This window comes from Labedella endophytica (assembly GCF_003990045.1).
Classification (GTDB): domain Bacteria; phylum Actinomycetota; class Actinomycetes; order Actinomycetales; family Microbacteriaceae; genus Labedella; species Labedella endophytica.
Genome location: NZ_RZGZ01000003.1, coordinates 65897 through 91530, shown reverse-complemented (window position 1 = coordinate 91530; position 25634 = coordinate 65897). Strand labels below are relative to the sequence as shown.

25 protein-coding genes are annotated in these 25634 nt (G+C 68.4%); 7 read left to right on the top strand and 18 right to left on the bottom strand.

Features of this window, described 5'->3' with window-relative positions:
- Positions 1 to 29: 29 nt before the first annotated feature.
- From ELQ94_RS11460 to ELQ94_RS11450, 3 genes are read right to left on the bottom strand one after another with little or no spacing between them, the layout of a single operon-like run.
- Positions 30 to 890 carry an SURF1 family cytochrome oxidase biogenesis protein gene (locus tag ELQ94_RS11460; protein WP_127050457.1) on the bottom strand — a complete coding sequence of 287 codons (861 nt, stop codon included), beginning with the start codon at positions 888 to 890 and terminating at the stop codon, positions 30 to 32.
- Positions 883 to 2232 carry a cation:proton antiporter gene (locus ELQ94_RS11455; protein ID WP_127050455.1) on the bottom strand — a complete coding sequence of 450 codons (1350 nt, stop codon included), beginning with the start codon at positions 2230 to 2232 and terminating at the stop codon, positions 883 to 885. Before ELQ94_RS11455 ends, ELQ94_RS11460 begins: the two co-directional genes overlap by 8 nt.
- 3 nt (positions 2233 to 2235) lie before the next feature.
- The gene (locus tag ELQ94_RS11450) at positions 2236 to 2763 is read right to left on the bottom strand and encodes a cation:proton antiporter regulatory subunit (RefSeq protein ID WP_127050453.1); all 528 of its coding nucleotides are present in this window, start codon (positions 2761 to 2763) and stop codon (positions 2236 to 2238) included.
- Positions 2764 to 3401: 638 nt separating this feature from the next.
- Here ELQ94_RS11450 and ELQ94_RS11445 point away from each other — a divergent pair.
- Positions 3402 to 3983: a PDDEXK family nuclease gene (locus tag ELQ94_RS11445; protein WP_127050451.1), complete on the top strand. Its 582-nt coding sequence runs from the start codon at positions 3402 to 3404 to the stop codon at positions 3981 to 3983.
- A gap of 33 nt (positions 3984 to 4016) precedes the next feature.
- Here ELQ94_RS11445 and ELQ94_RS11440 read toward each other — a convergent pair whose 3' ends face one another.
- The 3 genes from ELQ94_RS11440 to guaB all read right to left on the bottom strand — a co-directional run bounded on the left by ELQ94_RS11440 (position 4017) and on the right by guaB (position 8617).
- Positions 4017 to 5768 (bottom strand): glycerol-3-phosphate dehydrogenase/oxidase, encoded by a 1752-nt coding sequence (locus tag ELQ94_RS11440; RefSeq protein WP_243696987.1) that lies wholly within the window; start codon positions 5766 to 5768, stop codon positions 4017 to 4019.
- A 30-nt stretch (positions 5769 to 5798) separates the two neighbouring features.
- The gene (locus ELQ94_RS11435; protein ID WP_127050834.1) at positions 5799 to 6917 is read right to left on the bottom strand and encodes a GuaB3 family IMP dehydrogenase-related protein; all 1119 of its coding nucleotides are present in this window, start codon (positions 6915 to 6917) and stop codon (positions 5799 to 5801) included.
- 200 nt (positions 6918 to 7117) lie between these two features.
- Entirely contained in the window at positions 7118 to 8617 is a 1500-nt protein-coding gene (gene guaB, locus ELQ94_RS11430) for an IMP dehydrogenase (protein ID WP_127050449.1), read from the bottom strand.
- A 253-nt stretch (positions 8618 to 8870) separates the two neighbouring features.
- On the opposite strand from guaB, the gene ELQ94_RS11425 reads away from it, so the two are divergent.
- From ELQ94_RS11425 to ELQ94_RS11410, 4 genes are read left to right on the top strand one after another with little or no spacing between them, the layout of a single operon-like run.
- Complete coding sequence (locus ELQ94_RS11425) at positions 8871 to 10190, top strand: branched-chain amino acid ABC transporter permease (protein WP_243696986.1); 1320 nt, start codon at positions 8871 to 8873, stop codon at positions 10188 to 10190.
- A 10-nt stretch (positions 10191 to 10200) separates the two neighbouring features.
- Positions 10201 to 11181, top strand: coding sequence for a branched-chain amino acid ABC transporter permease (locus tag ELQ94_RS11420; protein ID WP_127050445.1), 981 nt, complete (start codon positions 10201 to 10203; stop codon positions 11179 to 11181).
- Positions 11182 to 11215: 34 nt separating this feature from the next.
- Positions 11216 to 12133 (top strand): ABC transporter ATP-binding protein, encoded by a 918-nt coding sequence (locus ELQ94_RS11415; RefSeq protein WP_127050833.1) that lies wholly within the window; start codon positions 11216 to 11218, stop codon positions 12131 to 12133.
- Positions 12130 to 12909 carry an ABC transporter ATP-binding protein gene (locus ELQ94_RS11410; RefSeq protein ID WP_127050443.1) on the top strand — a complete coding sequence of 260 codons (780 nt, stop codon included), beginning with the start codon at positions 12130 to 12132 and terminating at the stop codon, positions 12907 to 12909. The genes ELQ94_RS11415 and ELQ94_RS11410 overlap by 4 nt, the downstream gene beginning before the upstream one ends.
- 387 nt (positions 12910 to 13296) lie before the next feature.
- Here ELQ94_RS11410 and ELQ94_RS11405 read toward each other — a convergent pair whose 3' ends face one another.
- From ELQ94_RS11405 to groES, 3 genes are all read right to left on the bottom strand, one after another.
- The gene (locus tag ELQ94_RS11405; RefSeq protein ID WP_127050441.1) at positions 13297 to 14649 is read right to left on the bottom strand and encodes an ABC transporter substrate-binding protein; all 1353 of its coding nucleotides are present in this window, start codon (positions 14647 to 14649) and stop codon (positions 13297 to 13299) included.
- A gap of 176 nt (positions 14650 to 14825) precedes the next feature.
- A complete protein-coding gene (gene rarD / locus ELQ94_RS11400; protein WP_243696985.1) occupies positions 14826 to 15788 on the bottom strand; it encodes an EamA family transporter RarD in 963 nt (320 codons plus the stop codon).
- Positions 15789 to 15939: 151 nt separating this feature from the next.
- Positions 15940 to 16236 carry a co-chaperone GroES gene (gene groES / locus ELQ94_RS11395; protein ID WP_127050439.1) on the bottom strand — a complete coding sequence of 99 codons (297 nt, stop codon included), beginning with the start codon at positions 16234 to 16236 and terminating at the stop codon, positions 15940 to 15942.
- A gap of 134 nt (positions 16237 to 16370) precedes the next feature.
- On the opposite strand from groES, the gene ELQ94_RS11390 reads away from it, so the two are divergent.
- Positions 16371 to 17564, top strand: a complete 1194-nt coding sequence (locus ELQ94_RS11390; protein ID WP_127050437.1) for a THUMP-like domain-containing protein — start codon at positions 16371 to 16373, stop codon at positions 17562 to 17564.
- A 27-nt stretch (positions 17565 to 17591) separates the two neighbouring features.
- On the opposite strand, the gene ELQ94_RS11385 is transcribed toward ELQ94_RS11390, so the two are convergent.
- From ELQ94_RS11385 to glmS, 9 genes are all read right to left on the bottom strand, one after another.
- On the bottom strand, positions 17592 to 18041 hold the full coding sequence (locus tag ELQ94_RS11385) for a DUF4190 domain-containing protein (protein ID WP_127050435.1): 450 nt from the start codon (positions 18039 to 18041) through the stop codon (positions 17592 to 17594).
- Positions 18042 to 18111: 70 nt separating this feature from the next.
- Positions 18112 to 18543 (bottom strand): hypothetical protein, encoded by a 432-nt coding sequence (locus ELQ94_RS11380; protein ID WP_127050433.1) that lies wholly within the window; start codon positions 18541 to 18543, stop codon positions 18112 to 18114.
- 58 nt (positions 18544 to 18601) lie between these two features.
- On the bottom strand, positions 18602 to 19660 hold the full coding sequence (gene tsaD, locus ELQ94_RS11375; RefSeq protein ID WP_208007667.1) for a tRNA (adenosine(37)-N6)-threonylcarbamoyltransferase complex transferase subunit TsaD: 1059 nt from the start codon (positions 19658 to 19660) through the stop codon (positions 18602 to 18604).
- The gene (gene rimI / locus ELQ94_RS11370) at positions 19657 to 20154 is read right to left on the bottom strand and encodes a ribosomal protein S18-alanine N-acetyltransferase (protein WP_127050432.1); all 498 of its coding nucleotides are present in this window, start codon (positions 20152 to 20154) and stop codon (positions 19657 to 19659) included. Before rimI ends, tsaD begins: the two co-directional genes overlap by 4 nt.
- On the bottom strand, positions 20151 to 20768 hold the full coding sequence (gene tsaB / locus ELQ94_RS11365; protein ID WP_127050430.1) for a tRNA (adenosine(37)-N6)-threonylcarbamoyltransferase complex dimerization subunit type 1 TsaB: 618 nt from the start codon (positions 20766 to 20768) through the stop codon (positions 20151 to 20153). The genes rimI and tsaB overlap by 4 nt, the downstream gene beginning before the upstream one ends.
- 27 nt (positions 20769 to 20795) lie before the next feature.
- Complete coding sequence (tsaE, locus tag ELQ94_RS11360) at positions 20796 to 21284, bottom strand: tRNA (adenosine(37)-N6)-threonylcarbamoyltransferase complex ATPase subunit type 1 TsaE (protein WP_127050428.1); 489 nt, start codon at positions 21282 to 21284, stop codon at positions 20796 to 20798.
- Positions 21284 to 22402, bottom strand: coding sequence for an alanine racemase (gene alr, locus ELQ94_RS11355; protein WP_127050426.1), 1119 nt, complete (start codon positions 22400 to 22402; stop codon positions 21284 to 21286). Before alr ends, tsaE begins: the two co-directional genes overlap by 1 nt.
- Complete coding sequence (locus ELQ94_RS11350) at positions 22399 to 22761, bottom strand: holo-ACP synthase (RefSeq protein WP_127050424.1); 363 nt, start codon at positions 22759 to 22761, stop codon at positions 22399 to 22401. Before ELQ94_RS11350 ends, alr begins: the two co-directional genes overlap by 4 nt.
- Positions 22762 to 22786: 25 nt before the next feature.
- The gene (gene glmS / locus ELQ94_RS11345) at positions 22787 to 24637 is read right to left on the bottom strand and encodes a glutamine--fructose-6-phosphate transaminase (isomerizing) (protein WP_127050422.1); all 1851 of its coding nucleotides are present in this window, start codon (positions 24635 to 24637) and stop codon (positions 22787 to 22789) included.
- A 37-nt stretch (positions 24638 to 24674) separates the two neighbouring features.
- On the opposite strand from glmS, the gene coaA reads away from it, so the two are divergent.
- Positions 24675 to 25622: a type I pantothenate kinase gene (gene coaA, locus ELQ94_RS11340; RefSeq protein WP_127050420.1), complete on the top strand. Its 948-nt coding sequence runs from the start codon at positions 24675 to 24677 to the stop codon at positions 25620 to 25622.
- Positions 25623 to 25634: the final 12 nt, after the last annotated feature.

Below are 25634 nucleotides of genomic sequence, written 5' to 3'. Positions count from 1 at the left end.
AGTTTAGACGGACGTGCCGGTGCCGATCGTCATGCGCCGACGGGTGCGCCTTCCTCCGCCGCCGCCCCCTCGGCGAGCGCCTTCTCCTCCGCTTCGCGCTCCCACGCGTCCCGACCGAGCCGGTACCAGAAGTACACGGCGAACCCGGCGAAAACGACCCACTCGGCCGCGTAGAAGATGTTGAGCCAGTTGAGAGTGGTCTGCGCTTCCGGGCGGGGCGAGTAGATCTGCTCGAGGCCCGCCGGGGCTGCGCCTGCCACGAGGTTGACGCTGTAGATCTCGGGAGAGGCCGTCGACTGCCAGATGTTGATGAGTGCGGCTTCCGAGAGCGTCGTCATCTCGAACGGGTCGTCCTCGGGCTCGGGGACGACGGGCGCCTCCGAATCGACGACGCGTCCCGTGAGCTCGACGACTCCGTCCGGGGCCTCTCCGTCGTTCCACGCCGCCGCGATGCGCTTCGCCTCGTCCTCGTCGGCCGTCCACCCGAGTGCGACGGCGAGCGATGGCCCGGCGCCATCCGCTCCCGTCGCGAGATGACCGGCCACCCACCACCCCATCGGCCCGTCGTTGACGCGATCGGCGATCGTGAGGAAGTCCCCATCCACCCACTGCCCCTCGACCGAGACGAGTCGGCCGACATCGTCGGTGCGGATGATGTCCGTCGGCTCGAGGACGTCCTCGAGAGCCGTCGGCGTCTCCTCCTCTCCCACGCTCGTCCCGGGGTCACTGGACTCGACCGCCCGTGAGAGCTGCCACTGCCCGAGGGCCGCGAAGGAACCCGCGATCACCAGGGCGAGCGCGAGCAGTGCGATCCATCGCGGTCGCACGAGGGTGCGCCAGAGCGGCCGGTCGGGCGTGATGCGGTCCTCGGTACGCACGTCGTCACTCATCGCGAGGCCTCCTGACCGCTCCGTCGACGCGGTCGTCCGCGTCTCCGGCCATGGCGGCGTCGACGAGCGCGCTCTCCTCGGCCGTCATCCCTCCGCGGCGCGCGGCGGTGTTCCGACCGGAGTCGGCGAGCGCCCGCCGCTTCCGCCTCTTCGACGGCAGGACAGCACCGCCGATCCGTTCCGATTGGGCGGCAATCATCGGTCCTCCGATGGACAGGATCAGGACGTAGAGACCCGCGAACGGCTGAATGCGTTCGTCGAGCCCGGCCGAGAGGGAGAGGGTCGCGAGGATGAGGGCGAATTCCCCGCGGTTCTGGAGGATCACCGTGGTGTTGATGCCCTCCTGCGCGCCGAGCCCGTTGAGTCGCGAGACCACCTGACCGGCGACGATGTTGAGGATGACGGTCATGAGCACGGCTCCGAGGACGGGGATGAGGACGCCCCCGAACTTCGACGCGTCGAGCGCGAGCCCGAAGTTGAGGAAGAAGAATGCGCCGAACACGTCGCGGAGCGGCACGGCGATCGTCTCGATGCGGTTGCGGAAGCGCGTCGCACCGAGCACGAGGCCGATGAGGAAGGCACCGATCGCATCCGTGACCCCGAGGAGCTCGCCGATCCCGCCGAAGAGCACAGCGAGTCCGAAGAAGAGGATCGTGAAGAGTTCGTCGTCCTTGGTGCGCAGGAGTTTCGACACGACGCGGCCACCGAAACGGGCGATGCCGAACATCACCACGATGAACGTGAACGACAGGGCCAGCTGTCCGACGACGGGCCACAATTCGGTCTGCCCCGACAGCACGACGCCGACGATCGCGAGGTAGATCGCGATGAACACGTCCTCGACCACGGTGATGCCGAGGATCATGGGCGTCTCACGGTTCGTCAGCCGGCCGAGCTCGATGAGCAGCTTCGTCACGATCGCGCTCGAGGACGTCGCTGTGATCCCGGCGATGATGAGCGCCTCCGGCGTCCCCCACCCCACGAGGATGCCGAAGCCGAGTCCGGCGGCCATGTTGACGAGGATGTATGTTCCGCCCGAGACGAGCAGCTTGCCGGCGTTTCCGAAGAATTCGTCCTGGTCGAACTCGAGCCCGAGGTTGAACAGGAGCAGGACGAGACCGATCACGGCGATCAGTCCGATGTAGTCGCCCTCGAGCGTGAGGGGGAACCAGTCCGTGTACGGCGAGGCCAGCAGCCCCACGATCATGTACACGGGGATCGCCGGCAGTCCGATGAGCTTTCCGAGGCGACCGAGACCGTAGGCGATGAGGAAGAGGAGCCCGACGACGACCATGTCGGCGCCGAAGTGCGATCCTTCGACGGCGGCGGTGGCAAGCGGCATGCGTCAGTTCCCGGGCGCGGAGTCGGCTGGTGCCTTCGTCGTCGCGCCGGTGCGGAAGAACGAGAACGCCTTCGCCACCTTCTCCGGGCTCCCCGCGACCACGAGGATGTCGCCGGGGAAGACGCGGAAGTCGGCAGCGGGTGCCGGGTTGGTCGATTCCCCGCGCACGACGGCGACGACCGTGAGGCCGATGATGCCGTGCTCAGCCGGGTCGCCGAGCGACTGACCGGCGATGTGATCCTCGTAGTCCACGGTGAACCAGTCGATCGAGAGGCCGGGGAGCTGGTCGAGGGCCGTGAGCGATTCGGTGATGCGCGTGCCGCCGAGCAGCTCGGCGAGGGTGTGCGCTTCGTCCTCCGACAGACGCAGGGAGACCTTCGTGGCGTCCGAGCCGTCCTCGTCGTCCGAGAAGGTGATGAGGTCGCTGTGGCCGGAACGGTGCGCGATGACGCCGACCTTGCCGCCGTCGTCCGTGATGAACGAGTGCAGGACACCGACACCCGGGAGCTTGACCCGCCGCACGTCGACCATCACGTCACCCTTTCCTTTGCCTACCCCTCCAGCCTACCCGCCGGCACCCCCTCCATCCCCCGCCAGCGGGCCGCCACCCCGCCCCGCCCGAAAGGGCTACTCCCGAGCGAGGGCGCCACGTGCATCTGCCGCCCTCGACCGCGACGTGCAGCCGTCGCTCGTTTCCGGTTGTCGGTCACCGTCGTCCACAGGCTCCAGCGCACCGCCCGTCTCCCCAGCGGACCGTGGTCCCTGCCCGCGAACACCAGATGGAGGAGGACTGTCGGTTCATGCCTTCACTCTTCGATGCGCCTGACTACCCCTTCGACTTCGCTGCGGCACGACGCACAGGTGGACGCATCCCGCCTTCGCCGGCCAGCGAAAACCTCCACCGAGTCCGCCGCGGGGTGTACATACCGGCCGAGAGCTGGAGCTTGCTGAATCCGGATGACCGATACCGCGCATTCATCCACGCGACTCTTGCCTGCTCTCCGACGTCACCCGTTCTGAGCCATTTCTCCGCGGCAGCTCTCCACCGCCTTCCGGTGGTCGGTTCCTGGCCCGGCACCGTGCATACCGTCATCAATGAGACCTCTGGCGGGCGATCGTCCGGCTTGTACAGTCGCCACCGAACCTCTCGTCCTCCCAGAGTCACCGTCGTGGGTGGTGTGAACTGCACTGCGCTCGAGCGAACCATCGTCGATATCGCGCGGGTGGGGGCGCGGGCCTCGGCCTTGGCGATGGCAGATCACGCCCTGTCTCGGCAGTGGACGAGCGCCCGGGCGCTCCTCGACGAGGATTCCGACCTCGGCTCCGGACGAGGCTCCCAGCAGAGCAAGGCGCTCCTCGCATTGGCGTCACCGCTGTCGGCGAACGGCGGCGAGTCGTTCGTGCGACTTCTCCTCCACGATGCCGGGTTCGTGCCACCCCGATTGCAGCACCGCTTCGACGACGCCGATGGATTGATCGGATACGTCGACTTCGCATGGCCCGACCTCGGCGTCGTCCTGGAGTTCGACGGTCGGAGAAAGTATTCCGCCGCAGAATTCACGGCGGAACGAAACCCCGAAGACATCGTGTGGATGGAGAAGCGTCGCGAGGATCGTCTCCGCGCGCTGGGTCTTCACGTCGTCCGAATCACCTGGGAGGATCTCGGTGGCACGAATCCCCCCGTCGTCAGCGTCGTTGCCGCGGCTGGCGTCACTCGACGGCCACAGATAGGCATCGACGGCGCTAGATAGAACTAGCGCCCTCGCTCGGGAGTAGCCCTGTGGTTATTCGGTGACGGAGGCGACGTCCGGGGCTTCGAGACGCACGCGGTCGGCGGAGGCGTCGTCCGGCTGCTCCTGCGATGCACGCTCGGCGGCCACACGCTTGAGGTAGTTCTGTACCTCGCGTTCGGTCCGCTCCTCGTCCCAGCCCAGGACGTCGGCCATGAGGGCCGCCGCGATCGGAGCGGCCGAGACGCCTCGGTCCCACGCTTCGATCGAGATACGGGTTCGACGGGCGAGCACGTCCTCGAGGTGGAGCGCCCCTTCGTGCGACGCCGCGTATACGACCTCGGCCTGCAGGTAGTCGTCGGCCCCCGGGAGCGGCTCGGCGAGCTCGGGGCGGTGGCGGATGAGATCGAGGAGCTCATCGGTCAGGACGCCATAGCGGTTCAGCAGGTGCTCGATCCGGACTTTGTGCACGCCGAACGCGCGGGCGATCTTCCCGCGCTTGTTCCACGCCGCCTGGTACCCCTCGGCCCCGAGCAGCGCGATGTCCTGCGTCGTCGACGGCGGGATGCGACCGTCGAGTGCATCAGCGGCCGCGTCGATCGCGTCCTTGGCCATGATGCGGTAGGTCGTCCACTTGCCGCCGGCGACCACGACGAGCCCGGGGACCGAGTGGGTCACGATGTGCTCCCGCGACAGCTTCGACGTCTGGTCGCTCTCGCCGGCCAGGAGGGGGCGGAGTCCGGCGTAGACGCCCTCGACGTCCTCCCGCGTGAGTGGTACCGCGAGCACCTGGTTGACGTGCTCGAGGATGTAGTCGATGTCCGCGGCGGTCGCGGCCGGGTGCGCCTTGTCCAGGTTCCAGTCGGTGTCCGTCGTTCCGATGATCCAGTGGCGACCCCACGGGATCACGAAGAGCACGCTCTTCTCGGTGCGGAGGATCATGCCCATCGTGGACTGGAAGCGGTCGCGGGGGACGAGGAGGTGGACACCCTTCGACGCGCGCACCTTGAACTGACCCCGTTCACCGACCAAGGCCTGCGTGTCGTCGGTCCAGACGCCCGTCGCGTTGACGACCTGCTTGGCGCGGATCTCGAACGTCTCCCCGGTCTGCAGGTCGTGAGCCGTGACGCCGACGACACGCTGCCCCACCTTGAGGAAGCCTTCGACGCGGACGCGGCTCGCGACATGCGCACCGTAGAACGAAGCCGTGCGGGCGACGGACGACACGTAGCGGGCGTCGTCGACCTGGGCGTCGTAGTAGGTGAGACCGCCGGTGAACGCGTTCGCCGCGAGCGACGGGATCGAGCGCTGGATCTGCCGCTTGCTGAGATGACGGTGATGCGGGACACCGGGGGGACGTCCACCCGAGTAGCTGAAGATGTCGTACAGGAACATGCCGGCGCCGATGTAGAAGCGCTCCCAGACCGGCTTCGTGAGCGGGTAGAGGAAGCGCACGGGCTTCACGAGGTGGGGTGCGATCCTCTGCAGGAGCAGGCCCCGCTCGATGAGGGCCTCGCGGACGAGCCCGAAGTCGAGCTGCTCGAGGTAGCGGATACCTCCGTGCACGAGCTTCGAGGAACGGCTGGACGTGCCGCTCGCCCAGTCCCGCGCCTCGAGGAGGCCTGTCGACAGGCCGCGGGTGACGGCGTCGAGGGCGGCGCCCGTGCCGACGATCCCACCCCCGACGACGAGCACGTCGAGTTCCTTGGTCTTGAGCGCCTCGATCGCGGCGAGTCGCTCCTCCGGACCGATCTTGTTGGACCGGGACACAGAATTCTGGGCCATCATCGCCTCCAAGGACGTCATCGTCGAGGCTCGATCGCCCCGATTTCGACGCTACTGCACGGGGTAGGGGGCGACAACCACTTCCACCCGCTGGAACTCTTTGAGATCGCTGTACCCGGTGGTCGCCATGGACCGCTTCAGGGCACCCACGAGGTTCGCCGTGCCGTCGACCGAGGTCGCCGGCCCGTAGAGGACCTCCTCGAGCGAACCGACCTGACCGACCTCGACCCGGCGGCCGCGCGGCAGCTGCGAGTGATGGGCCTCCGCACCCCAGTGGAAGCCGCCGCCGGGTGCATCGGAGGCACGCGCGAGGGTCGTGCCGAGCATCACGGCATCGGCTCCGCAGGCGATCGCCTTGACGATGTCGCCGGAGGATCCGAGGCCGCCGTCCGCGATCACGTGAACGTAGCGTCCGCCCGATTCGTCGAGGTAGTCGCGACGGGCACCGGCCACGTCGGCGACGGCCGTGGCCATGGGGGCATGGATCCCGAGCGTGGCCCTGGTGGTCGAAGCCGCTCCCCCGCCGAAGCCGACGAGCACGCCGGCTGCGCCCGTGCGCATGAGGTGCAGTGCGGCGGTGTAGGTGGCCGCACCGCCCACGATCACCGGGACGTCGAGTTCGTAGATGAACTCCTTGAGGTTGAGCGGCGTCTGGTTCTTCGAGACGTGCTCGGCGGACACGGTGGTGCCGCGGATGACGAAGAGGTCCACTCCCGCCTCGACGACCGTGTTGTAGAGCTCCTGGGTGCGCTGCGGAGACAGCGCCCCGGCGACCGTCACGCCCGCCTCGCGGATCTCGGCGAGGCGCTGCGTCACGAGCTCGGGGCGGATCGGCGCCGAGTAGAGCTCCTGCATCCGCGCGGTGGCGTGCGCGGCGGGAAGCGACCGGATCTCGGCGAGGATCGGCTCGGGATCGTCGTAGCGGGTCCAGACGCCCTCGAGGTCGAGGACGCCGAGCCCTCCCAGCTGACCGATCATGATCGCGGTCCTCGGCGACACCACCGAATCCATGGGCGCCGCGAGGATCGGCGTGTCGAACTGGAACGCGTCGATGCTCCAGGACACCGACACGTCCTCGGGGTCGCGCGTGCGGCGGGACGGCACGATCGCGACGTCGTCGAACGAATATGCCCGGCGGGCGCGCTTGGCGCGGCCGATCTCAACTTCCATGCTCACGGGTCCAGCCTACCGGCGCGGACCGACGGACGCCGATCGGGGCCCGACCGAGTGTGCGGTCGGGCCCCGATCGGCGTCGTGCAGGCGTGCTGGCTCAGCGACGGTAGTTCGGCGCCTGATTCCCTCACTAGCAACGGTAGTTCGGCGCCTCCACGACGATCTGGACGTCACCAGCACTGCATGCGATTCCCTCACTAGCGACGGTAGTTCGGCGCCTCCACGACGATCTGGACGTCATGAGGATGAGATTCCTTGAGACCGGCCGGGGTGATGCGGACGAACTTCCCGCGCTGCTTGAGCTCCTCGATCGTGCGAGCGCCGACGTAGAACATCGACTGGCGCAGTCCGCCGACGAGCTGGTACGCCACAGCGGACAACGGTCCGCGGTACGGCACCTGCCCCTCGATGCCCTCGGGGATGAGCTTGTCGTCGCTCGGGACGTCGGCCTGGAAGTAGCGGTCCTTCGAGTACGAGGTGCGCTCCCCCCGCGTCTGCATGGCGCCGAGAGATCCCATGCCGCGGTAGTTCTTGAACTGCTTGCCGTTCAGGAAGACGAGGTCACCGGGGCTCTCGTCGCAGCCGGCGAGGAGGGAACCGAGCATGACGGTCTCCGCTCCGGCCACCATCGCCTTGGCGATGTCGCCAGAGTACTGGAGCCCTCCGTCGGCGATCACGGGCACGTCGTACTCGCGAGCGGCGAGGTACGCCTCGTAGACCGCGGTGACCTGCGGGACTCCCACACCCGCGACGACGCGCGTGGTGCAGATCGAACCGGGGCCGACACCCACCTTGATGGCGTCCGCACCCGCCTCGGCGATCGCGCGTGCACCGTCGCGGGTCGCGACGTTGCCACCGATGACGTCGACTCCGGCGAATGCCGGGTCCGACTTCAGGCGACGGACCAGATCGATGACACCGGCGGAGTCGCCGTTGGCGGTGTCCACGACGAGCACGTCGACGCCGGCCTCGAGCAGTGCCTGGGCACGCTGCCAGGCGTCCCCGAAGAATCCGATGGCCGCTCCTACGCGCAGTCGACCGCTGTCGTCCTTCGTCGCGAGCGGGTACTTCTCGCTCTTGTCGAAGTCCTTGACCGTGATGAGGCCCTTGAGCTTGCCGGCCGGGTCGATGAGCGGCAGCTTCTCGATGCGGTGCTGGGCGAGCAGCGCGATCGCATCGTCGGGGCTGATCCCCACCGGCCCAGTGATGAGACCGTCGCTCGTCATCACCTCGGAGACCTTGGTCGTGGCCTTCTCGAATCCGGCGACGAACCGCATGTCGCGGTTGGTGACGATGCCGACGAGAGTGCCGTCGGGGTTCACGACGGGGAGACCGGAGACGCGGAACTGACCGCAGAGCGCGTCGACCTCGGCGACCGACGCGTCGGGGGTCGTGGTCACGGGGTTCGTGATCATACCCGACTCGCTGCGCTTCACGCGGTCGACCATCTCGGCCTGATCCGCGATCGACAGGTTGCGGTGGATGATGCCGATACCGCCTTCGCGAGCCATGGCGATCGCCATGCGGGCCTCGGTGACGGTGTCCATCGCACTCGACAGGATGGGCGTTGCGACGCGGATCCTCTTCGTGAGACGGGACGAGGTGTCGGCCTCGCTCGGGATGACGTCGGTATGCGCCGGCAAGAGCATGACGTCGTCGTAGGTGAGTCCGATAAAGCCGAAGGGGTCGTTGTCCATTGGCGCCTCTCAGTGTGCGATGTTCCCGCGGGCGAGCGGGCACACTCGTCGGGCCCGGCTGGTTCTCATCATCTTAAAGCTCAATGTACGGGGAGCTATTCCCACAGGGCATAATTACGCAACGCCACTCGTCAGGGGCGCGAAACATGACCGTCATGTTGAGGCCGTAACCTCAGCACCGCCACACGGCACCGTTACATGGCATTGGACGAGGCACCGGCGACACCGCCGTCGCCTCCTGGGAGGTAATTCCTTGCACGCAGGTAAGACATCGGGACTCGTTCCGCGACCCGTCGCACTCGTCCTCGCGACGCTGTTCGCCGCCCTCGCCCTCCTGGGTGTCGGGTCGGCTGCGGCGTCGGCATCCACAGACCCGAGCGAGGAGCCCTCGGGTCCCGTCCTCTCGATCGGGGGGATCATGCGCGACGGGGACGACCCCGTCGAAGGCGTCGAGGTCACCGTCGAGGGCGGCGGCTTCTCCGAGGTGGCCACCTCGGACGACACGGGACGCTGGAGCGTCGTCGTCCCCGAGGAGGGTGACTACTCGGTCACCATCGACCCGGACACACTGCCCGACGGTCTCGATCTTCGCGATCCCGACCGGACCACCGCCGACGTCACGGCGGCCGAGTGGCAGACGAACACCATTTCGCGCCTCTTCCCCCTCGGTGAGGACACCCGGCAGACCTCCGGTTTCCTCGACCTGTTCATGCAGCGCCTCGTCTCAGGCCTCAACTTCGGCCTTCTCGTCGCTCTCGCGGCGATCGGCATCACGCTGATCTTCGGGACGACCGGGCTCAACAACTTCGCTCACGGCGAGCTCGTGACGTTCGGCGGCATCCTCGCCTGGGTCTTCGCCGTCCTCCTCGGGCTCAACATCTTCATCGCCATCCCCATCGTCGTCATCCTCGGAGCGGCGTTCGGATACGTGCAGGACACGGTGCTCTGGAGACCGTTGCGACGGAAGGGCGTCAAGCTCGTCCAGGCCATGATCGTCAGCATCGGCCTGGCGCTCCTCCTGCGGTACTTCTACCTCTTCATGGTCGGCGGAGGCACGAAGACGATGAATGTGGGCCTGTCCGAGGCCATCGTGCTCGGACCGGTACGCATCACCACGGGGTCGGTCCTGAGCATGGCGCTGTCGGTCGTCGTCCTCGTGGGGGTCGCCCTCTTCCTCACGCGGACACGCATCGGCAAGGCGACCCGCGCGGTGTCGGACAACGCGGCTCTCGCCGCCGCATCCGGTATCGACGTCGACCGCATCATCCGGATCGTCTGGGTCATCGCCGGAGCCCTCGCCGCCCTCGCCGGCGTCATGCTCGCCCTCTACCGCCAGGTCTCGTGGGACATGGGCTTCCAGGTCCTGCTGCTGATGTTCGCGGCGGTCACGCTCGGCGGGCTCGGTTCGGCGTACGGAGCGCTCGTCGGCTCGATCGTCGTCGGCCTCTTCGTCGAGCTGTCGACCCTCTTCATCCCCGCGGACCTGAAGTACGCCGCGGCTCTCATCGTCCTGATCTTCGTGCTGCTGCTGCGCCCTCAGGGAATTCTCGGCCGCCGCGAGCGGATCGGTTAGGAAGGAAATCATGGACTGGGGAAACATTCTCGGCAACGCCGTCGGCGAGCTCATCAGCCCGACCACCGCTGCCTACGCCCTCGCGGCCATCGGTCTCGGCGTGCACTTCGGCTACACCGGACTGCTCAACTTCGGCCAGGCGGCCTTCATGCTCATCGGTGCCTACGGCTTCGCGATCCCGACGATCTCGTTCGGGGCCCCGCTGCCGGTTGCGGTCCTGTGCGCTCTCATCGCATCCGTCCTCTTCGCGCTCTTCCTCGGCATCCCGACGCTGAGACTGCGCGCGGATTATCTCGCGATCGTCACGATCGCCGCGGCCGAGGTGGTGCGCTACATCGTGACGACCACCGGCCTCACCGATGTGACCGGCGCCGCGAACGGTCTGTCCGGCTTCAAGGGCACCTTCGCGGCGAGCAACCCGATCCCCGATGGCACGTACGGGTTCGGACCGTTCACCTACAACGCCTACGACTGGTGGGTGCGGATCGTCGGCTGGGGCCTCGTGATCCTCGCGAGCGTGCTCGTCTTCCTTCTCATGCGCAGCCCGTGGGGCCGCATCGTCAAGGGCATCCGCGAGGACGAGGACGCTGTGCGCAGCCTCGGGAAGAACGTCTTCTCCTACAAGATGCAGGCCCTCGTGATGGGTGGCGTCATGGGGTCGATCGCGGGAATCGTCTTCATCCTGCCCCGCGCGGTCCAGCCGGCGAACTATACGACCGGTCTGACGTTCTTCATCTGGACGATCATGCTCCTGGGCGGTGCCGCGACGATCTTCGGGCCGATCGTGGGATCGATGATCTTCTGGGTCGTCCTCTCGCTGACCCAGGGCGTGCTCTACGGCGCCATCGAGTCGGGGTTCCTCGGCTTCCTCTCCACCACTCAGGCCGGACAGATCCGGTTCATGCTCGTGGGCATCGCTCTCATGCTGCTCGTGATATTCCGTCCACAGGGCATCTTCGGCAATAAGAAGGAGCTGAGCTTCAGTGTCTGATCCCATCGACGGGGGCACCACGACCCCCGAGGCCATTCCCACGACCCACCCCTTCGTGAAGGGCGAGGTGGGTCCCGGCTGCGCGAAGGTCGATCCCATCGTCGTCGCCGACGGAGTCTCACGCGCCTTCGGCGGCCTCAAGGCCGTCGACGTCGCGCACCTCGAGATCCCCCGGGGCAAGATCACGGCCCTCATCGGACCGAACGGCGCGGGCAAGACCACGATGTTCAACCTGCTCACGGGCTTCGACAAGCCCAACACGGGCACGTGGGACTTCAACGGTCGTTCCCTCGCGGGCGTGCCGGCCTTCAAGGTGGCGCGCGCCGGGATGGTCCGCACCTTCCAGCTCACGAAGTCGCTCGGCCGCCTCACCGTCCTGCAGAACATGCTCCTCGGCGCTACCAAGCAGCCGGGAGAGAACATCTTCACCGCTCTCGTCCGCCCGTTGTGGAAGTCCCGTGAGGCGGAGATCACGGTCAAGGCCGACGAGCTCCTCGAGCGCTTCAAGCTCGACGCCAAGCGGGAGGACTACGCAGCCTCGCTCTCCGGTGGCCAGCGCAAGCTCCTCGAGATGGCCCGTGCACTCATGAGCGACCCCGAACTCATCATGCTCGACGAGCCGATGGCCGGTGTGAACCCCGCCCTCACGCAGTCATTGCTCGGTCACATCCGGAATCTCAAGTCGGACGGCACCTCCGTGCTGTTCGTCGAGCACGACATGCACATGGTCATGCACATCTCCGACTGGGTGATCGTCATGGCCGAGGGCACGATCGTGGCCGAGGGGCCGCCCGACACGGTCATGAAGGACCCCGCCGTGATCGACGCCTACCTGGGCGCGCACCACGACACCGACCTGAGCGACCTCACGGGCGACGACCACGTCGTCGAGGACGCTCAGGCCGCGGCGGAAGCCGTGCACCAACAGCAGTCGAAGGAGAAGAAGGCATGAGCGACTCCAGCAGCAGCACGGCGTCCACCGCGACGGCCGTGCGCACGGATGCGGTCCTCCGCACCGAGGATCTCGTGGGTGGTTATCTTCCCGGCGTGAATATTCTCAACGGGTGCACGATCGACGCCTACCCCGGTGAACTCATCGGCATCATCGGCCCGAACGGCGCCGGTAAGTCGACGCTCCTCAAGGCGATCTTCGGCCAGGTGAACATCCGTGGCGGCAAGGTGGTCCTGAAGGGCGAGGACATCACCGGGCTCAAGGCGAACAAGCTCGTCGCCAAGGGCGTCGGCATGGTGCCGCAGAACAACAACGTCTTCCCGACGCTCACGATCGAGGAGAACCTCGAGATGGGACTCTTCCTCAAGCCGTCTCTGTTCGCGGAACGATTCGAGTTCGTCGCCACTCTGTTCCCGGAGCTCGGCTCGAGGCGCAAGCAGCGCGCGGGTTCGCTCTCCGGTGGTGAGCGCCAGATGGTCGCGATGGGTCGGGCACTCATGATCGACCCGTCGGTCCTCCTCCTCGACGAGCCGTCGGCCGGCCTCTCCCCCGTCCGGCAGGACGAGACGTTCCTGCGGGTGCACCAGATCAACCGTGCCGGCGTGTCCGTCATCATGGTCGAGCAGAATGCGCGGCGGTGCCTCCAGATCTGCGACCGCGCCTACGTGCTCGATCAGGGGCGCGACGCCTACACCGGAACGGGCAAGGAGCTCTCGAAGGACCCCAAGGTCATCGAGCTCTACCTCGGGACGCTGGCGGCCGATCAGGGCCACTGAGCGACCTGTAGAGCGCACAGAAGGGGGCCACCCGGACATCGTCCGGGTGGCCCCTTCTGTGCGCATGAGGAGGCGCCTGGCCGCTCGCACGCACGCACGCTCGCACGCACGCACGCACGCACGCACGGCATCCTGCCCCCGACGCCCCCGCGCTCGTTCGGACGCCAAACGTCACCCCGCGGGCCCGCAGGCGACGATTCGCGACCACTCGAGCTTCAGCACCACCTGCGCCAACACCCGGGTGGACGCGAACCGTCGCCTCGCGAACCCGCACGCGACGACCTGGGACTACTCGACGTGCAGCATCCCGTCTCACCACGCTGGCGGGAACGACCAACGGGGCGCCGGATCCGAAGATCCGACGCCCCGTCACGGGGTGGTGCATGTTTAGCCGAGCGAACCGAACTCGCTCGTCAGCGGGGCGTAGGTGTTGCCCGCGCCGAACTGGTAGACGCCGATGTAGGCCTCGGTCGGGTCACCGTTCTCGTCGAAGGTGATCGGTCCGGAGATGCCGTCGTAGTCGATGTCGGTACCGGCCGCGAGCAGCTCGGCGCACGCGTCGAACGACTCGCACTTCTCGCCACCTTCGGACACGGCCTGCATCTGGCTCTGGATACCGGGGCCCGATGCGTCGTCGGCGGCGATCGCCGCGAGAGCCATGAGGATCACGGCGTCGTACGACTCGGCCGAGTAGCTGTAGTCGGTCAGGTCGGGGTTGATCCCGAGGAGGCGCGAACGGAAGTCGTCCGTCGCGAGAACACCCGGGAGGGTGCCCTTCGCGCAGTTCAGCGTTCCCTCGTCGAAGTCGGCCGAGTAGTCGGCGAGGTTGCCGTCCACGAAGTAGACGTTCTCACCCGGGTAGCCCTGGGTTCCGACGAGCTCGGGGATGATGACCTTGGTCTGGTCGAACGCGATGAGCGCGATGGCGTCGGGGTCCTCGGCCATGATCGCGTCGATCTGCGAGCTGAACTGGCTGTCACCCTCGTTGAAGGCTTCCTCGGCGACGATCGTTCCGCCGGAGGCCTCGACGGCCGCCTTCACGTTCTCGGACAGGCCGGTGCCGTAGGCGTCGTTGAGGTAGAGGAGACCGATGTTGGTCGCGCCGTCACCCACCATGAGGTTTCCGAGGACGCGGCCCTGGAGCACGTCGGACGGAGCGGTACGGAAGAAGTAGCCGCCGTCCTCGTACTCCGAGAAGTCGGGCGACGTGTTTGCCGGGGAGACCTGCACGACCTGCGCGCCCGTCACCTGGTCGATGAAGGTGAAGGAGACACCGGAGGACGCGGCACCGACGATGCCGGAGACGCCCTGGCTGAGCAGGTCTGTGGCCGACTGGGTCGCGATGTCGGTCGTGGTGTCACCCGAGTCGCGGTGGATGACCGCGGCGTTGCCGCCGAGGACGCCGGACTCGGACGCGTTGATGTCGGCGATGGCGAGGTCGACGCCGGCGATCTCGGGCGGGCCGAGGAACGCGAGCGTTCCCGTGGTCGGCAGGATCGATCCGATGGTCAGCGACGTGTCGCGTTCCTGGGCGGCCGCGATCTCCGCGGGCTCGACCTCGGTGGTCTCGACGGCCTCGGGCCCGCAGGCGGTGGCGCCCGCATCGGTCGTCTCGTCATCGGATCCGCCGTCGCCGGCCGACGAACAACCGGCCAGCAGCAGGGTGCCGATACCGACCGTTGCGATACCGACGCTGACGCGCCGACGGAGTGAACGCGAGGGGCTCGCGAATACGCTCATGGTGCTCCTTCAATTACCTCTGATAGGGAGATCGCGTCGGCAGGGTCTATCGACGCGTGCAGCCAAAGCTAACGGCGGGTAGAACCAGACACAATACGGTCGCGTTACAGCCGTGTAACGCGACCCAATCGTTACATTCCGCGGAACGGACCCGGCGGGACGACGGAATCCGTCGATCAGACCGCCGCGGCGCGTGCTCGACGGGTGCCACGACTCGCGACGACGAGGTCCACCATGAGGACGACGAGGGCGACCCACACGAGGCCGAATCCGATCCACCTCTCGAGCGGCATGGCCTCACGGAGGAGCACCACCCCGACGATGAACTGCAGGAGCGGCGCGACGAACTGGACGAGGCCCATCGTCACGAGGGGCAGCCGGCGCGAGGCCGACGCGAAGAAGAGGAGGGGCACCGCTGTGACCACACCGGACAGGATCGGGAGGCCGACGTGCCAGGGACCGGGAGCCCCGATCATGAGCTCCGACGTCAGGGAGACGACGACCAGGGCGACGGCGGCGACGGGCAGGAGGAAGAGGCTCTCGACGGTCAGACCGGAGAGCGCGTCGACGGTGCCCCCGACGCGCTTCTTGATGTAGCCGTAGAGACCGAACGAGGTCGCGAGGACGAGAGCGATCCATGGCACGGTGCCGTATCCCACCGCGAGGACGACGACGGCGACGCCTGCGATGCCGACCGCCACCCACTGCGGGGCCCGTAGCCTCTCCCGCAGGACGACGACGCCGATGAGCACCGTGAAGATCGGGTTGATGAAGTACCCGAGGGCTGCGTCGACCACATGGCCGCTGAGCGTCCCGAAGACGTAGGTCTGCCAGTTGATGAAGATGAACACCGAGGCGGCCGCCATGATCGCCACGGTGCGTCCCCGCCGGAGGATGGCGACGACACGGTGCCACGAGCGGGTGGCGGTGAGCAGGACGGCGCAGAAGACGAGCGAGAACACGATCCGCCACGCGACGAGTTCGACCGGTCCCATGGGGACGAGCGCGAGGAAGAACACGGGGAGCAGACCCCAGAGACCGTACGCCGAGGCCGCGTAGGCGAGTCCGCCGCGCGGCGAGAAGGTCTCGGCGGGATCGGGGGTCGACGCGGCCCCCACCGACTCCATCCGATTGACCACGGATCGATCCTAGTGAGGGGAGGCCCGGCGTCCGTGGGCGCGAGCGGCCAGAGGTCGTCGACTTTCCGCCATGCCGATCGCCGCCGCGCATGACGAAGGGCCCACCCGACCGGAGTCGGGTGGGCCCTTCGTCAGCCCTGACAGGGAATCGTCAGCGGACGACGACCGCCAGTACGTCACGAGCGGAGAGGACGAGGAAGTCCTCGCCACCGAACTTGACCTCGGTGCCGCCGTACTTCGAGTACAGGACACGGTCGCCGACGGAGATGTCGAGAGGAACGCGGTTGCCGTTGTCGTCGATGCGGCCGGGGCCGACGGCGATGACCTCGCCCTCCTGGGGCTTCTCCTTGGCGGTGTCCGGGATGACCAGGCCGGAAGCAGTCACCTGCTCCGCCTCGACCTGCTGGATGACGATGCGATCCTCGAGCGGCTTGATGGAGACCGACACGGTTGACCTCTTTCTTAGTGCGAAGAATGGGTTAGCACCCTCACCATGAGAGTGCTAACGCCAGTCTACGGATGCTCTGGCACTCGTGCAACGTGAGTGCCAACGATCCGCCCCGCCGCTGGTAGCGTGGCCGGATGGACAGGGCAGAACTCGTCGAACTCCTCACCCCCTCGGGTCTGGCCCTTCTCGACTCCGTCGCGGCCGGCACACCGGCGGAGCTCGTCTCCACCGTCACGAAGCTGCGCGCCGAAGGTCACCCGGCCGCGCTCGTCTCCGCGGTCCTCGGCCAGGCCAGGCTCCGCGCGCGAGCGAGCCGCAAGTTCGGGGTCTTCGCCGACCGCATGCTCTTCACCCAGGCGGGACTCGAACAGGCGACGCGCCTGCGGGTGGCCGCGCTCCACGCAGGCCGATTCTCGTCGGCGGGCCTCTCCCGTGTCGTCGATCTCGGAAGCGGCATCGGTGGCGACGCCCTCGCTCTCGCAAGTCTCGACATCGCCGTCACGGCAGTCGAGATCGACGAGGTCACCGCCGCCATCGCGAGCTACAACCTGGCGCCGTTCCCGACGTCCACGGTCATTCACGCCGACGCCCGCGACATCGACGTCGAGCCCTTCGACGCCGTCTTCGCCGACCCCGCCCGCCGATCGGCCGGTCACTCCGAGACCGAGCGCCTGACGGACCCCGACGATTACACCCCTCCCCTCGACCTCCTGTGGGAGGTCGCCGAGCGCAAGCCCGTCGGTGTCAAGCTCGGCCCCGGCTTCGACCGGTCCCGCATCCCTGCGGGGGTCGAGGCCCAGTGGATCAGCGTCGACGGAGACGTCGTCGAACTCGGCCTGTGGACGGGGGTGCTCGCTCGCCCGGGAGTGACACGCGCGGCACTCGTGATCGTCGGCGACGCCGCGGCGGAGATGACGTCGGACGGCGACAGCGAGGACGAGGCCGTCCGCCCACTCGGCTCCTACGTCTACGAGCCGAACGGCGCCGTGATCCGAGCCCGGCTGATCGGCGACCTGGCGAGGCGTCTCGGAGCCGGTCTCCTGAGCGAGCGGATCGCCTACCTCACGTCCGACGAATTCGTCCCCAGTCCGTTCGCACAGGCGTTCCGGGTCGTCGCGGACCTGCCCCTCGACGAGAAGACCATCAAGAAGGAGCTGCGGTCTCGTGGGATCGGCGTCCTCGAGGTGAAGAAGCGCGGTGCGGACATCGATCCGGCCGTCTTCCGTCGCAAGATGTCGCTCTCGGGAACGCGATCGGCCACGATCATCCTCACCCGTGTCGCCGGGCGCCATCGCGCCCTCCTGGTCGACCGGGAGCCGTCGGACTGACGACGGACTGCCCGGCCGAGCGCGGGGTCAGGGGCTCGTGGGGATCGTGGCCCAGAACGGCACGAAGGCCGCGACCATGATCAGCGGGAGAACGATCGAGATCAGGAGCACGACGATGACGATCGCGCTGTACACGTAGGAGATGATGAGGCCGGCTTTCGCGAGCCCCTCACCCTGCTCCCCCGAGGTCTTGAGCTGCCCGAGTGCGATGTGTCCCGTCACGATGCCGACGATCGGGAACACGAAGGCGGCGATGATGGTGATGATCGCGAGCGTGTTGGTGGGCCTCGCCGGTGGATACGGCGACCCGTACGACGGATACGGCTGCGGTCCACCCGCCTGCGGGTAACCCTGCGGGGCTCCCTGCGGGGCGGACGTCGGGTAGGCGTTCGGCTGCTGGGAGGAGTCGGGCTGTGGGTAGGCGCTCGGCTGCTGCGGATACGGGCCCTGCGGCGCGCCGCCATCGGAGTTGGTCATCCCCACATGGTGGCAGGCGACGGCCGGGTCCACAATGACGCGGCCCAGACCCCGCGGCGCGAGCCGCACGTCATCCGAACAGGACGACGAGGCTGTACGCGAGCCAGGCCCCCGACGCGATCGCGCTGACGAGGACGAGGGCGATGGACCACGTCGCCATCAGTCGGGACCGTCCCGGTCTCCGGCGCACGCGCATCGCGAGCACGAGGGCGACGATCGAGAGAGGCAGACCCCACCCGACGGCGAGTCCGATCAGAGCGCCGACGATGGCGAGCGCCAGCGCGACACCCGCCTCCCGGCCCGGTGCCTCCGCATGCGGCGTGAAGCGCAGAGCATCGGCGCTCGGCCAGGACTGCTGCGAATCGTGCCGTCCCGGCTTGGTCGGCGGAACGTGGTGCTCCCGGAACCCGGGGACGGACGGAGGGGCGAAGGGCTCCTGCGCACGCGTCGGTTGACGCGAGGTGCCCGCAGCGTCCGGGGCCGGTCCATCGTGCGCCGTCACGTCGCCCTCCCTCGTCGAGGGTCCCAGCGTATCGGACGCGTCATCGACGGGACCGCGGTCACGGCACCTGGATCGCCGTGACCGGGAGGGTGGAATCGGCCGCGGCATCGAGCGCTGACCCGGGATGCCCCGCGCGCAAGCGCTCGGCGGCCAGGACGGCGATCATCGCACCGTTGTCCGTGCAGAGATCGAGCGGGGGGATGCGGAGCGCGATACCGGCCGCAGCCGCGCGTTCGGCGGCGACCGTGCGGAGCCGGGCGTTCGCGACGACCCCGCCGCCGAGGAGCAAACGGGGAACACCGGTGTCGTGGCAGGCCGCGATCGCCTTCGAGACGAGCACGTCGACGACGGCCTCGCGGAACGATGCCGCCACGTCGGCGACGGGAACGGGCACCCCATCCGCTTCCCGCTTCTCCACCCACCGGGCGACCGCCGTCTTGAGTCCCGAGAACGAGAAGTCGTAGCGGTGGCGCTCGAGGTCCTTCGGGAGGGTGAGCCCCCGGGGGAACCGGATGGCCGCCGGGTCCCCACCGAGCGCGGCGCGGTCGATCTCCGGCCCTCCGGGATACGGCAGCCCGAGGACGCGAGCGACCTTGTCGAATGCTTCCCCGGCCGCGTCGTCGATCGTCTCGCCGAGGAGGGCCACGTCGTCGACGAGGTCCCTCACGAGGAGGAGCGACGTGTGACCTCCCGAGACGAGGAGCGCGACGGTCGGGTATTCGATGTCGTCGGCGTCCGGCGTGAGCAGGTCTGCTCCGACATGGCCGACCAGGTGGTTCACCGCGTAGAGCGGCTTGCCGAGGGCCACGGCGAGGGCCTTCGCCGCTCCCACCCCGACCATGAGCGCGCCCGCGAGTCCCGGACCGATCGTGACGGCGACGGCGTCGAGATCGTCGAGCTCGACACCGGCCTCCGCGACCGCCGCCTCGATCGTCGGCACGAGCGCCTCGAGGTGCGCGCGCGCAGCGACCTCGGGGACGACGCCGCCGTAGCGTGCGTGCTCGTCCATCGAGGACGCGATGCGATTGGACAGGAGCCGTCGCCCGCGGACGATCCCGATGCCGGTCTCGTCGCAGCTCGTCTCGATCCCGAGGACGAGGGGTGCGTCGGCGATCACGACGACGCTCCGATCGGACCGGGGCCTGCCGAAGCCCCACCGTGGAACTCCAGACGCATGACGACGGCGTCGACGTCGTCCGGCTGGTAGTAGTGCGGCCTCACGCCGACCTCCTCGAATCCCAGGTCGACGTAGAGGGCCTGCGCCGCGGGATTGTCGGCCCGGACCTCGAGGAACACCCGTTCCGCGCCGACCTCCCATGCGGCGCCGATCAGCTCGGCCATGATCGCGCGACCGAGACCTGCGCGACGGAAGGACGGGACGACGGCGATCGTCTGGATGTCCGCGTCCGGCGAGGCGCTCGGCGCCTGGACTCCCCCGTAGCCCACGATCCCCTCGACGTCGTCGACCACGACGACGTACGACGTGTGCGGGCTTCCGAGCTCGGCCCTCATCTGCGCGGGCGACCACGCGTCGTTCACGAAGATCGACTCCTCGAGCCCGAGGATGCCCGCGAGGTCCTCGGACGACGCCGGACGGATGGCGACACTCACTGGGTCACCCGCTTACGGGCGGACAGGGTGACGTCGGGCGCGCGGAGGTAGACCGGCTCGTCCGGGTCGGTCGCGCGCTCTCCGTGCAGACTCAGCGCAGCGAGACGCGCGAGGGCGGCAGCGGGAACTCCCACGGCATCGATGCGGTCGGCGCCGACGACCACGAACGTGGCCCGCTCGGCGAGGTGGGGACCGTCCACCCGCTCGGGCGCACCGGACGGGGTCAGCCCGCTGTACCGGGTCCAGGCGACCTCGCGGCGACGCGCGTCCGTGACGACGACGAGATCACCCGACGCTCCGGACAGGAGACGCTCAGCGGCGACCGCATCGTGGCTCAGCACGGGCACGAGCTCCGCACCCCGAGCGACCGCGAAGGTCCGAGCCGCCGCGATGCCGATCCGCAGGCCGGTGAACGGCCCGGGACCCATTCCGCTCGCGACCGCCGTGATGTCGGCAGCGGTGACCCCGGCCTCATCGAGGACGCGGCGGATCAGCACGCCCACGACCTCGGCGTGCGAGAGATGGTCGGCCTCGTCCGCGGCGGCCAGCAGACGGCCGTCCCGGTCGGCGAGCGCCACGGAGGTCCCGATGGACGAATCGATGGCGAGAATCACGCGTGCCAGCCTACCCGCGAGGGCGGCCTATCCAACGGCGTCGGTGACGCGCATGGTCCGGACCACGACCACGCGCGGTTCCACGCTCGCATCGTCGGACACCGACTCGTCGGGACCGTCGTCCCCGCCCCGCGGACGCTCGATCTCGACGTCGATCCACTCGTCGGCGACGGTCGCGACCGCGTCCCGCCCCCACTCCACGACGACGACCGAACCGTCGAGATCGAGGTCGAGGTCGTCGAACTCCCGCGGGTCCCCGAGCCGGTAGGCGTCCACATGGACGAGGGGCGCACCGCCGACGAGACTCGGGTGCGTTCGGGCGATGACGAACGTCGGAGACTGCACGGGGCCACGGATGCCGAGGCCCTCGCCGATGCCGCGGGTCAGTGTCGTCTTCCCTGCTCCGAGCGGGCCGGTGAGGACGAGGAGGTCGCCCGCGGCGAGTGTCGATCCGATCCGTACGCCGAGCGCGTGCATGTCGTCGGGAGTCGCGACGTCGAATCGCGCGTCGTCCATCACTCCGCTCCCGTGTAACGGCGCGGGACGCGCGGGCCGATGCGCGTGACGATGTCGTAGTCGATCGTTCCCGCGTGCTCGCCCCACTCCGCAGCCGAGGGTGCTCCCGTCGCGGGATCGCCGAAGATCACGACCTCGTCGCCCACGTCGACGGGAGCGTCCCCGACGTCCACGACGAACTGGTCCATGGCGATTCGACCGGCGACGCGGTGACGCCGTCCACCGATCGACACCTCGCCGAGCCCGGAGGCCTGCCGAGGGACTCCGTCGGCATACCCGATCGGGACGAGCGCGAGGGTCGAGTTCTCGCTCGTGCGATAGCGGTACCCGTACGACACGCCGGTCCCGACCTCCGGCCTCTTCACACTCGCCACCTGCGAGACGAGACGCATGGCCGGCACGAGGCCGAGCTCCGCGCCCGTGATCCCCGGTACCGGGGAGAAGCCGTACATACCGATCCCGAGCCGGATCGTGTCGAAACGGGACTCCGGCACGGCGATCGCGGCCGCCGTCGCCGCCGCATGGATCATGCGCGGGCCGAGACCGGACTCGGAGACGAGGTCGAGCCCCTCGTCGAAGACGCGCACGGCGATCCGATCGTCCTCATCGGAGGTGTTCGAGAGATGCGTGAAGACCCCGTCGAGAGTCACGCGACCGGCGTCGACGAGGGTCCGGACACGCGCGACCACATCCGACCAGTCCGACCGGGGCACCCCGTTCCGGCTGAGTCCGGTGTCGAGCTTGACGTGCACGCGCGCCGGCCTCCCATCGCGCGACGCGGCCTCCGCGACGCGCTCGAGCTCGCGGCCGCTCGACACCCCGAGGGCGATGCCCGCGGCGAGGGCCGCGTCGAAGTCCTGGTCGGGCGCGTGGAGCCACGCGAGGATCGGCGCCTCGATGCCGCCGGCTCGCAGCGCGAGAGCCTCGTCGACGTCGGCCGTCCCAAGCATGTCGGCGCCCCCGCGGAGCGCGGCACGCGCGACGGGGACCGCCCCGTGACCGTAGCCGTCGGCCTTCACCACCGCGATGACACGACGGCCCTCGGTGATCTCCCGAATCCGCCGGACGTTGGCACTGATGGCGTCGAGGTCGACGACGGCTTCCCGAAGGCCCGTCATGCGGCGCTCCGGGACTCGGCGATGACGTACGCGATCGCCACACCGGCATCGTGACTCATGGAGAGGTGCAGGACGTCGATCCCTCGCGCCTCGACGGCCGCTGCCGTCGAGCCGGAGAGGGCGAACGACGGCGCTCCACCGTCGGCCGCCACCACGGCGATGTCGACCCAGACGAGCCCGTCGGCTGTGCCGAGTGCCTTCATGAGCGCCTCTTTGGCTGCGAACCGTCCGGCCAGCGAGCGCAAGGGAAGCGCGCGTTCGCTCTCAGCGAACAGGCGATCACGCAGTCCCGGAGTGCGCGCGACGGCGCGCTCGAAGCGCGCGAGATCGACGACATCCACCCCGATGCCGACGATCATCGCGATTCCCGGACCACGGCGCGACCTACTCGACCGTGACGGACTTGGCGAGGTTCCGAGGCTGATCGACGTCGAGCCCCTTCGCGCTCGCCAGGGACATCGCGAACACCTGGAGCGGGACGACGCTCAGGAGCGGTTCGAACAGCGGTCCGGCGAGAGGGATGCGGATGACCTCGTCGGCCGAGGGAAGGACTGCGACGTCGCCCTCCTCGACGATGGCGATGATGCGGGCGCCGCGCGCCCGGATCTCCTCGATGTTCGAGACCACCTTCGAGTGGATCGTCTGCGACCCGCGCGGGCTCGGAACGACGACGAAGACGGGCTGCCCCGGTTCGATGAGCGCGATCGGACCGTGCTTCAGCTCTCCCGCCGCGAAACCCTCGGCGTGGATGTACGCGAGCTCCTTGAGCTTCAGCGCACCCTCGAGCGCGATGGGGAAACCGACGTGGCGCCCGAGGAAGAGCACCGCACGTGTGTCCGCCATCCAGCGCGCGAGCTGCTCGATCGTCTCGTTGTTGGTGAGGACCGTGGCGATCTTGTCGGGGATGGCCTGGAGTTCCGCGGCCTGCTGCGCGATCTCCTCTGTCGACAGCGCACCGCGGACGCGAGCGATGTGGAGCGCGAGCAAGTACAGAGCAGTGATCTGGGCGACGAACGCTTTCGTGGAGGCCACGGCGACCTCCGGTCCCGCGTGCGTGTAGACGACGGCGTCGGACTCGCGAGGGATGGTAGCACCCTGCGTATTGCAGATCGACACGGTCTTCGCACCGGACTCCCGTGCGAACTTGACCGCCATGAGCGTGTCCATCGTCTCGCCCGACTGGCTGATGGACACGACGAGCGTGCGCGGCGTGATGACGGGCTCGCGATAACGGAACTCGTGGCTCAGCTCCACGTCGACGGCGACACGCGCCCATTTCTCGATCGCGTACTTGCCGACCTGTCCGGCGTAGGACGCGGTGCCGCAGGCGATCACGACGATGCGGTCGATGTCGAGGAAGAGATCGTCGAGCCCGTCGAGCTCGGGGATCGAGACCGAACCGGCCGGATCGATCCGACCGAGGATCGTCTTCGCGACGGCCTCGGGCTCCTCGCTGATCTCCTTCGCCATGAAGCTCGACCATCCGCCCTTCTCGGCGGCCGAGGCATCCCAGCTCACCTCGAACGGCTCGGCCTCGACGGGGTTGCCGTCGAAGTCGGTGATCTCGACGCCCGAGGTCGTGATCGCGACCATCTGGTCCTGGCCGATCGCGAGGGCCCGGCGCGTGTACTCGACGAAGGCGGCGACGTCCGAACCGAGGAAGTTCTCCCCGTCGCCCAATCCGATCACGAGCGGGGAGTTCCGGCGGGCCCCGACGACGACGCCCGGCTCGTCCTGGTGCACGGCCAAGAGGGTGAACGCGCCCTCGAAGCGCCCGACGACCCGGAGGAAAGCCGAACGGAGGTCACCGGTCTCGCGGTAGACACGGCCGAGCAGGACGGCCGCGACCTCGGTGTCCGTCTCGCTGTGGAACGTCTCGCCCGCCTCGACGAGCTCGGCGCGGATCGACGCGAAGTTCTCGATGATGCCGTTGTGGATGAGGGCGAGCCGACCGTCGTCGCCGAGGTGCGGGTGCGCATTCGCATCCGTGGGCCCGCCGTGGGTGGCCCACCGCGTGTGTCCGATGCCCGTGTGGCTCTCCGGCAGATTGCCCGACGCGAGGTCGCCGCTCAGGACGGCCAGCTTGCCGGCACGTTTGCGGGTGTGGAGGTCGCCCGCTTCGTCGATGATGGCGACTCCCGCGGAGTCGTATCCCCGATATTCCAGACGCCCGAGCCCACCCATGAGTACATCGATGCTGTCGAGCGGACCGACGTAACCCACGATTCCACACATGCGTTCCAGACTACCCGGAACAATAGACTGCCGTTCTATGCCCGACTCCCACGCTGGTCCCAGCACGCAGACCACACCCTTCGACGAGATCGACCGCGCCGACTGGTCGCGCCTCGCCCCCGGCGCCGTCTCCCCCCTCACCGACGCCGAGGTCGTCCAACTCCGCGGGATCGGTGACCGTCTCGACCTCCGGGAGGTCGCCGAGGTCTATCTCCCCCTCAGCCGGCTGCTGAGCCTCTACGCCCGATCGGCGAAGCGCCTCCACGACGAGCGCACGGCGTTCCTCGGGGAGAGCAATGCGCGTACGCCGTTCGTCATCGGGGTCGCGGGGTCCGTCGCCGTCGGAAAGTCGACCGTGTCGCGGCTCCTCCGGGAACTCATGTCGCGCTGGCCCGACACCCCCCACGTAGAACTCGTGACGACGGACGGTTTCCTCTACCCCAACGCGGAGCTCGAGCGTCGAGGCATCATGGACCGCAAGGGTTTCCCGGAGTCCTACGACCGCCGGGCCCTCCTCCGCTTCGTGACCGAGGTGAAGAGCGGAGCCGCCGAGGTGCGCGCACCGTTCTACTCACACCTCGTCTACGACATCGTGCCGTCGGCGAGCGTCGTCGTGCGTCGACCCGACGTCCTCATCGTGGAGGGGCTCAACGTCCTCCAGGCGCCGTCGACCGGCCAGATGAGCGTCTCGGATCTCTTCGACTTCTCGCTTTACGTCGACGCTCGCACCTCGGACATCGCCGCGTGGTACGAGGAGCGGTTCATGGCACTCAAGCACGGCGCCTTCACGAATCCGAACTCGTACTTCACGGTCTTCTCGGAACTCGACGACGACGAGGCGAGGGAGCGTGCACGCTTCTTCTGGTCGACCGTCAACGAGCCGAACCTTCTCACGAACATCCGGCCGACGAGGGCGCGCGCGAAGCTCGTCCTCGTCAAGGACTCCGATCACACGGTCCGGAAGGTCCTGCTGCGGAAGATCTGACGGCGGCGGGGC

What these genes read in the sequence shown, in the direction of transcription:
- coaA (WP_127050420.1), top strand. Translation starts at nt 24,675, where the DNA reads ATGCCCGACTCCCACGCTGGTCCCAGCACGCAGACCACACCCTTCGAC.
- ELQ94_RS11385 (WP_127050435.1), bottom strand. Translation starts at nt 18,041, where the DNA reads ATGACCAACTCCGATGGCGGCGCGCCGCAGGGCCCGTATCCGCAGCAG.
- ELQ94_RS11440 (WP_243696987.1), bottom strand. Translation starts at nt 5,768, where the DNA reads ATGACGTCCTTGGAGGCGATGATGGCCCAGAATTCTGTGTCCCGGTCC.
- ELQ94_RS11450 (WP_127050453.1), bottom strand. Translation starts at nt 2,763, where the DNA reads ATGGTCGACGTGCGGCGGGTCAAGCTCCCGGGTGTCGGTGTCCTGCAC.
- glmS (WP_127050422.1), bottom strand. Translation starts at nt 24,637, where the DNA reads ATGTGTGGAATCGTGGGTTACGTCGGTCCGCTCGACAGCATCGATGTA.
- ELQ94_RS11435 (WP_127050834.1), bottom strand. Translation starts at nt 6,917, where the DNA reads ATGGAAGTTGAGATCGGCCGCGCCAAGCGCGCCCGCCGGGCATATTCG.
- ELQ94_RS11420 (WP_127050445.1), top strand. Translation starts at nt 10,201, where the DNA reads ATGGACTGGGGAAACATTCTCGGCAACGCCGTCGGCGAGCTCATCAGC.
- tsaE (WP_127050428.1), bottom strand. Translation starts at nt 21,284, where the DNA reads ATGGACGACGCGCGATTCGACGTCGCGACTCCCGACGACATGCACGCG.
- ELQ94_RS11460 (WP_127050457.1), bottom strand. Translation starts at nt 890, where the DNA reads ATGAGTGACGACGTGCGTACCGAGGACCGCATCACGCCCGACCGGCCG.
- ELQ94_RS11350 (WP_127050424.1), bottom strand. Translation starts at nt 22,761, where the DNA reads ATGATCGTCGGCATCGGGGTGGATGTCGTCGATCTCGCGCGCTTCGAG.
- ELQ94_RS11390 (WP_127050437.1), top strand. Translation starts at nt 16,371, where the DNA reads ATGGACAGGGCAGAACTCGTCGAACTCCTCACCCCCTCGGGTCTGGCC.
- ELQ94_RS11405 (WP_127050441.1), bottom strand. Translation starts at nt 14,649, where the DNA reads ATGAGCGTATTCGCGAGCCCCTCGCGTTCACTCCGTCGGCGCGTCAGC.
- alr (WP_127050426.1), bottom strand. Translation starts at nt 22,402, where the DNA reads ATGACGGGCCTTCGGGAAGCCGTCGTCGACCTCGACGCCATCAGTGCC.
- guaB (WP_127050449.1), bottom strand. Translation starts at nt 8,617, where the DNA reads ATGGACAACGACCCCTTCGGCTTTATCGGACTCACCTACGACGACGTC.
- ELQ94_RS11410 (WP_127050443.1), top strand. Translation starts at nt 12,130, where the DNA reads ATGAGCGACTCCAGCAGCAGCACGGCGTCCACCGCGACGGCCGTGCGC.
- ELQ94_RS11455 (WP_127050455.1), bottom strand. Translation starts at nt 2,232, where the DNA reads ATGCCGCTTGCCACCGCCGCCGTCGAAGGATCGCACTTCGGCGCCGAC.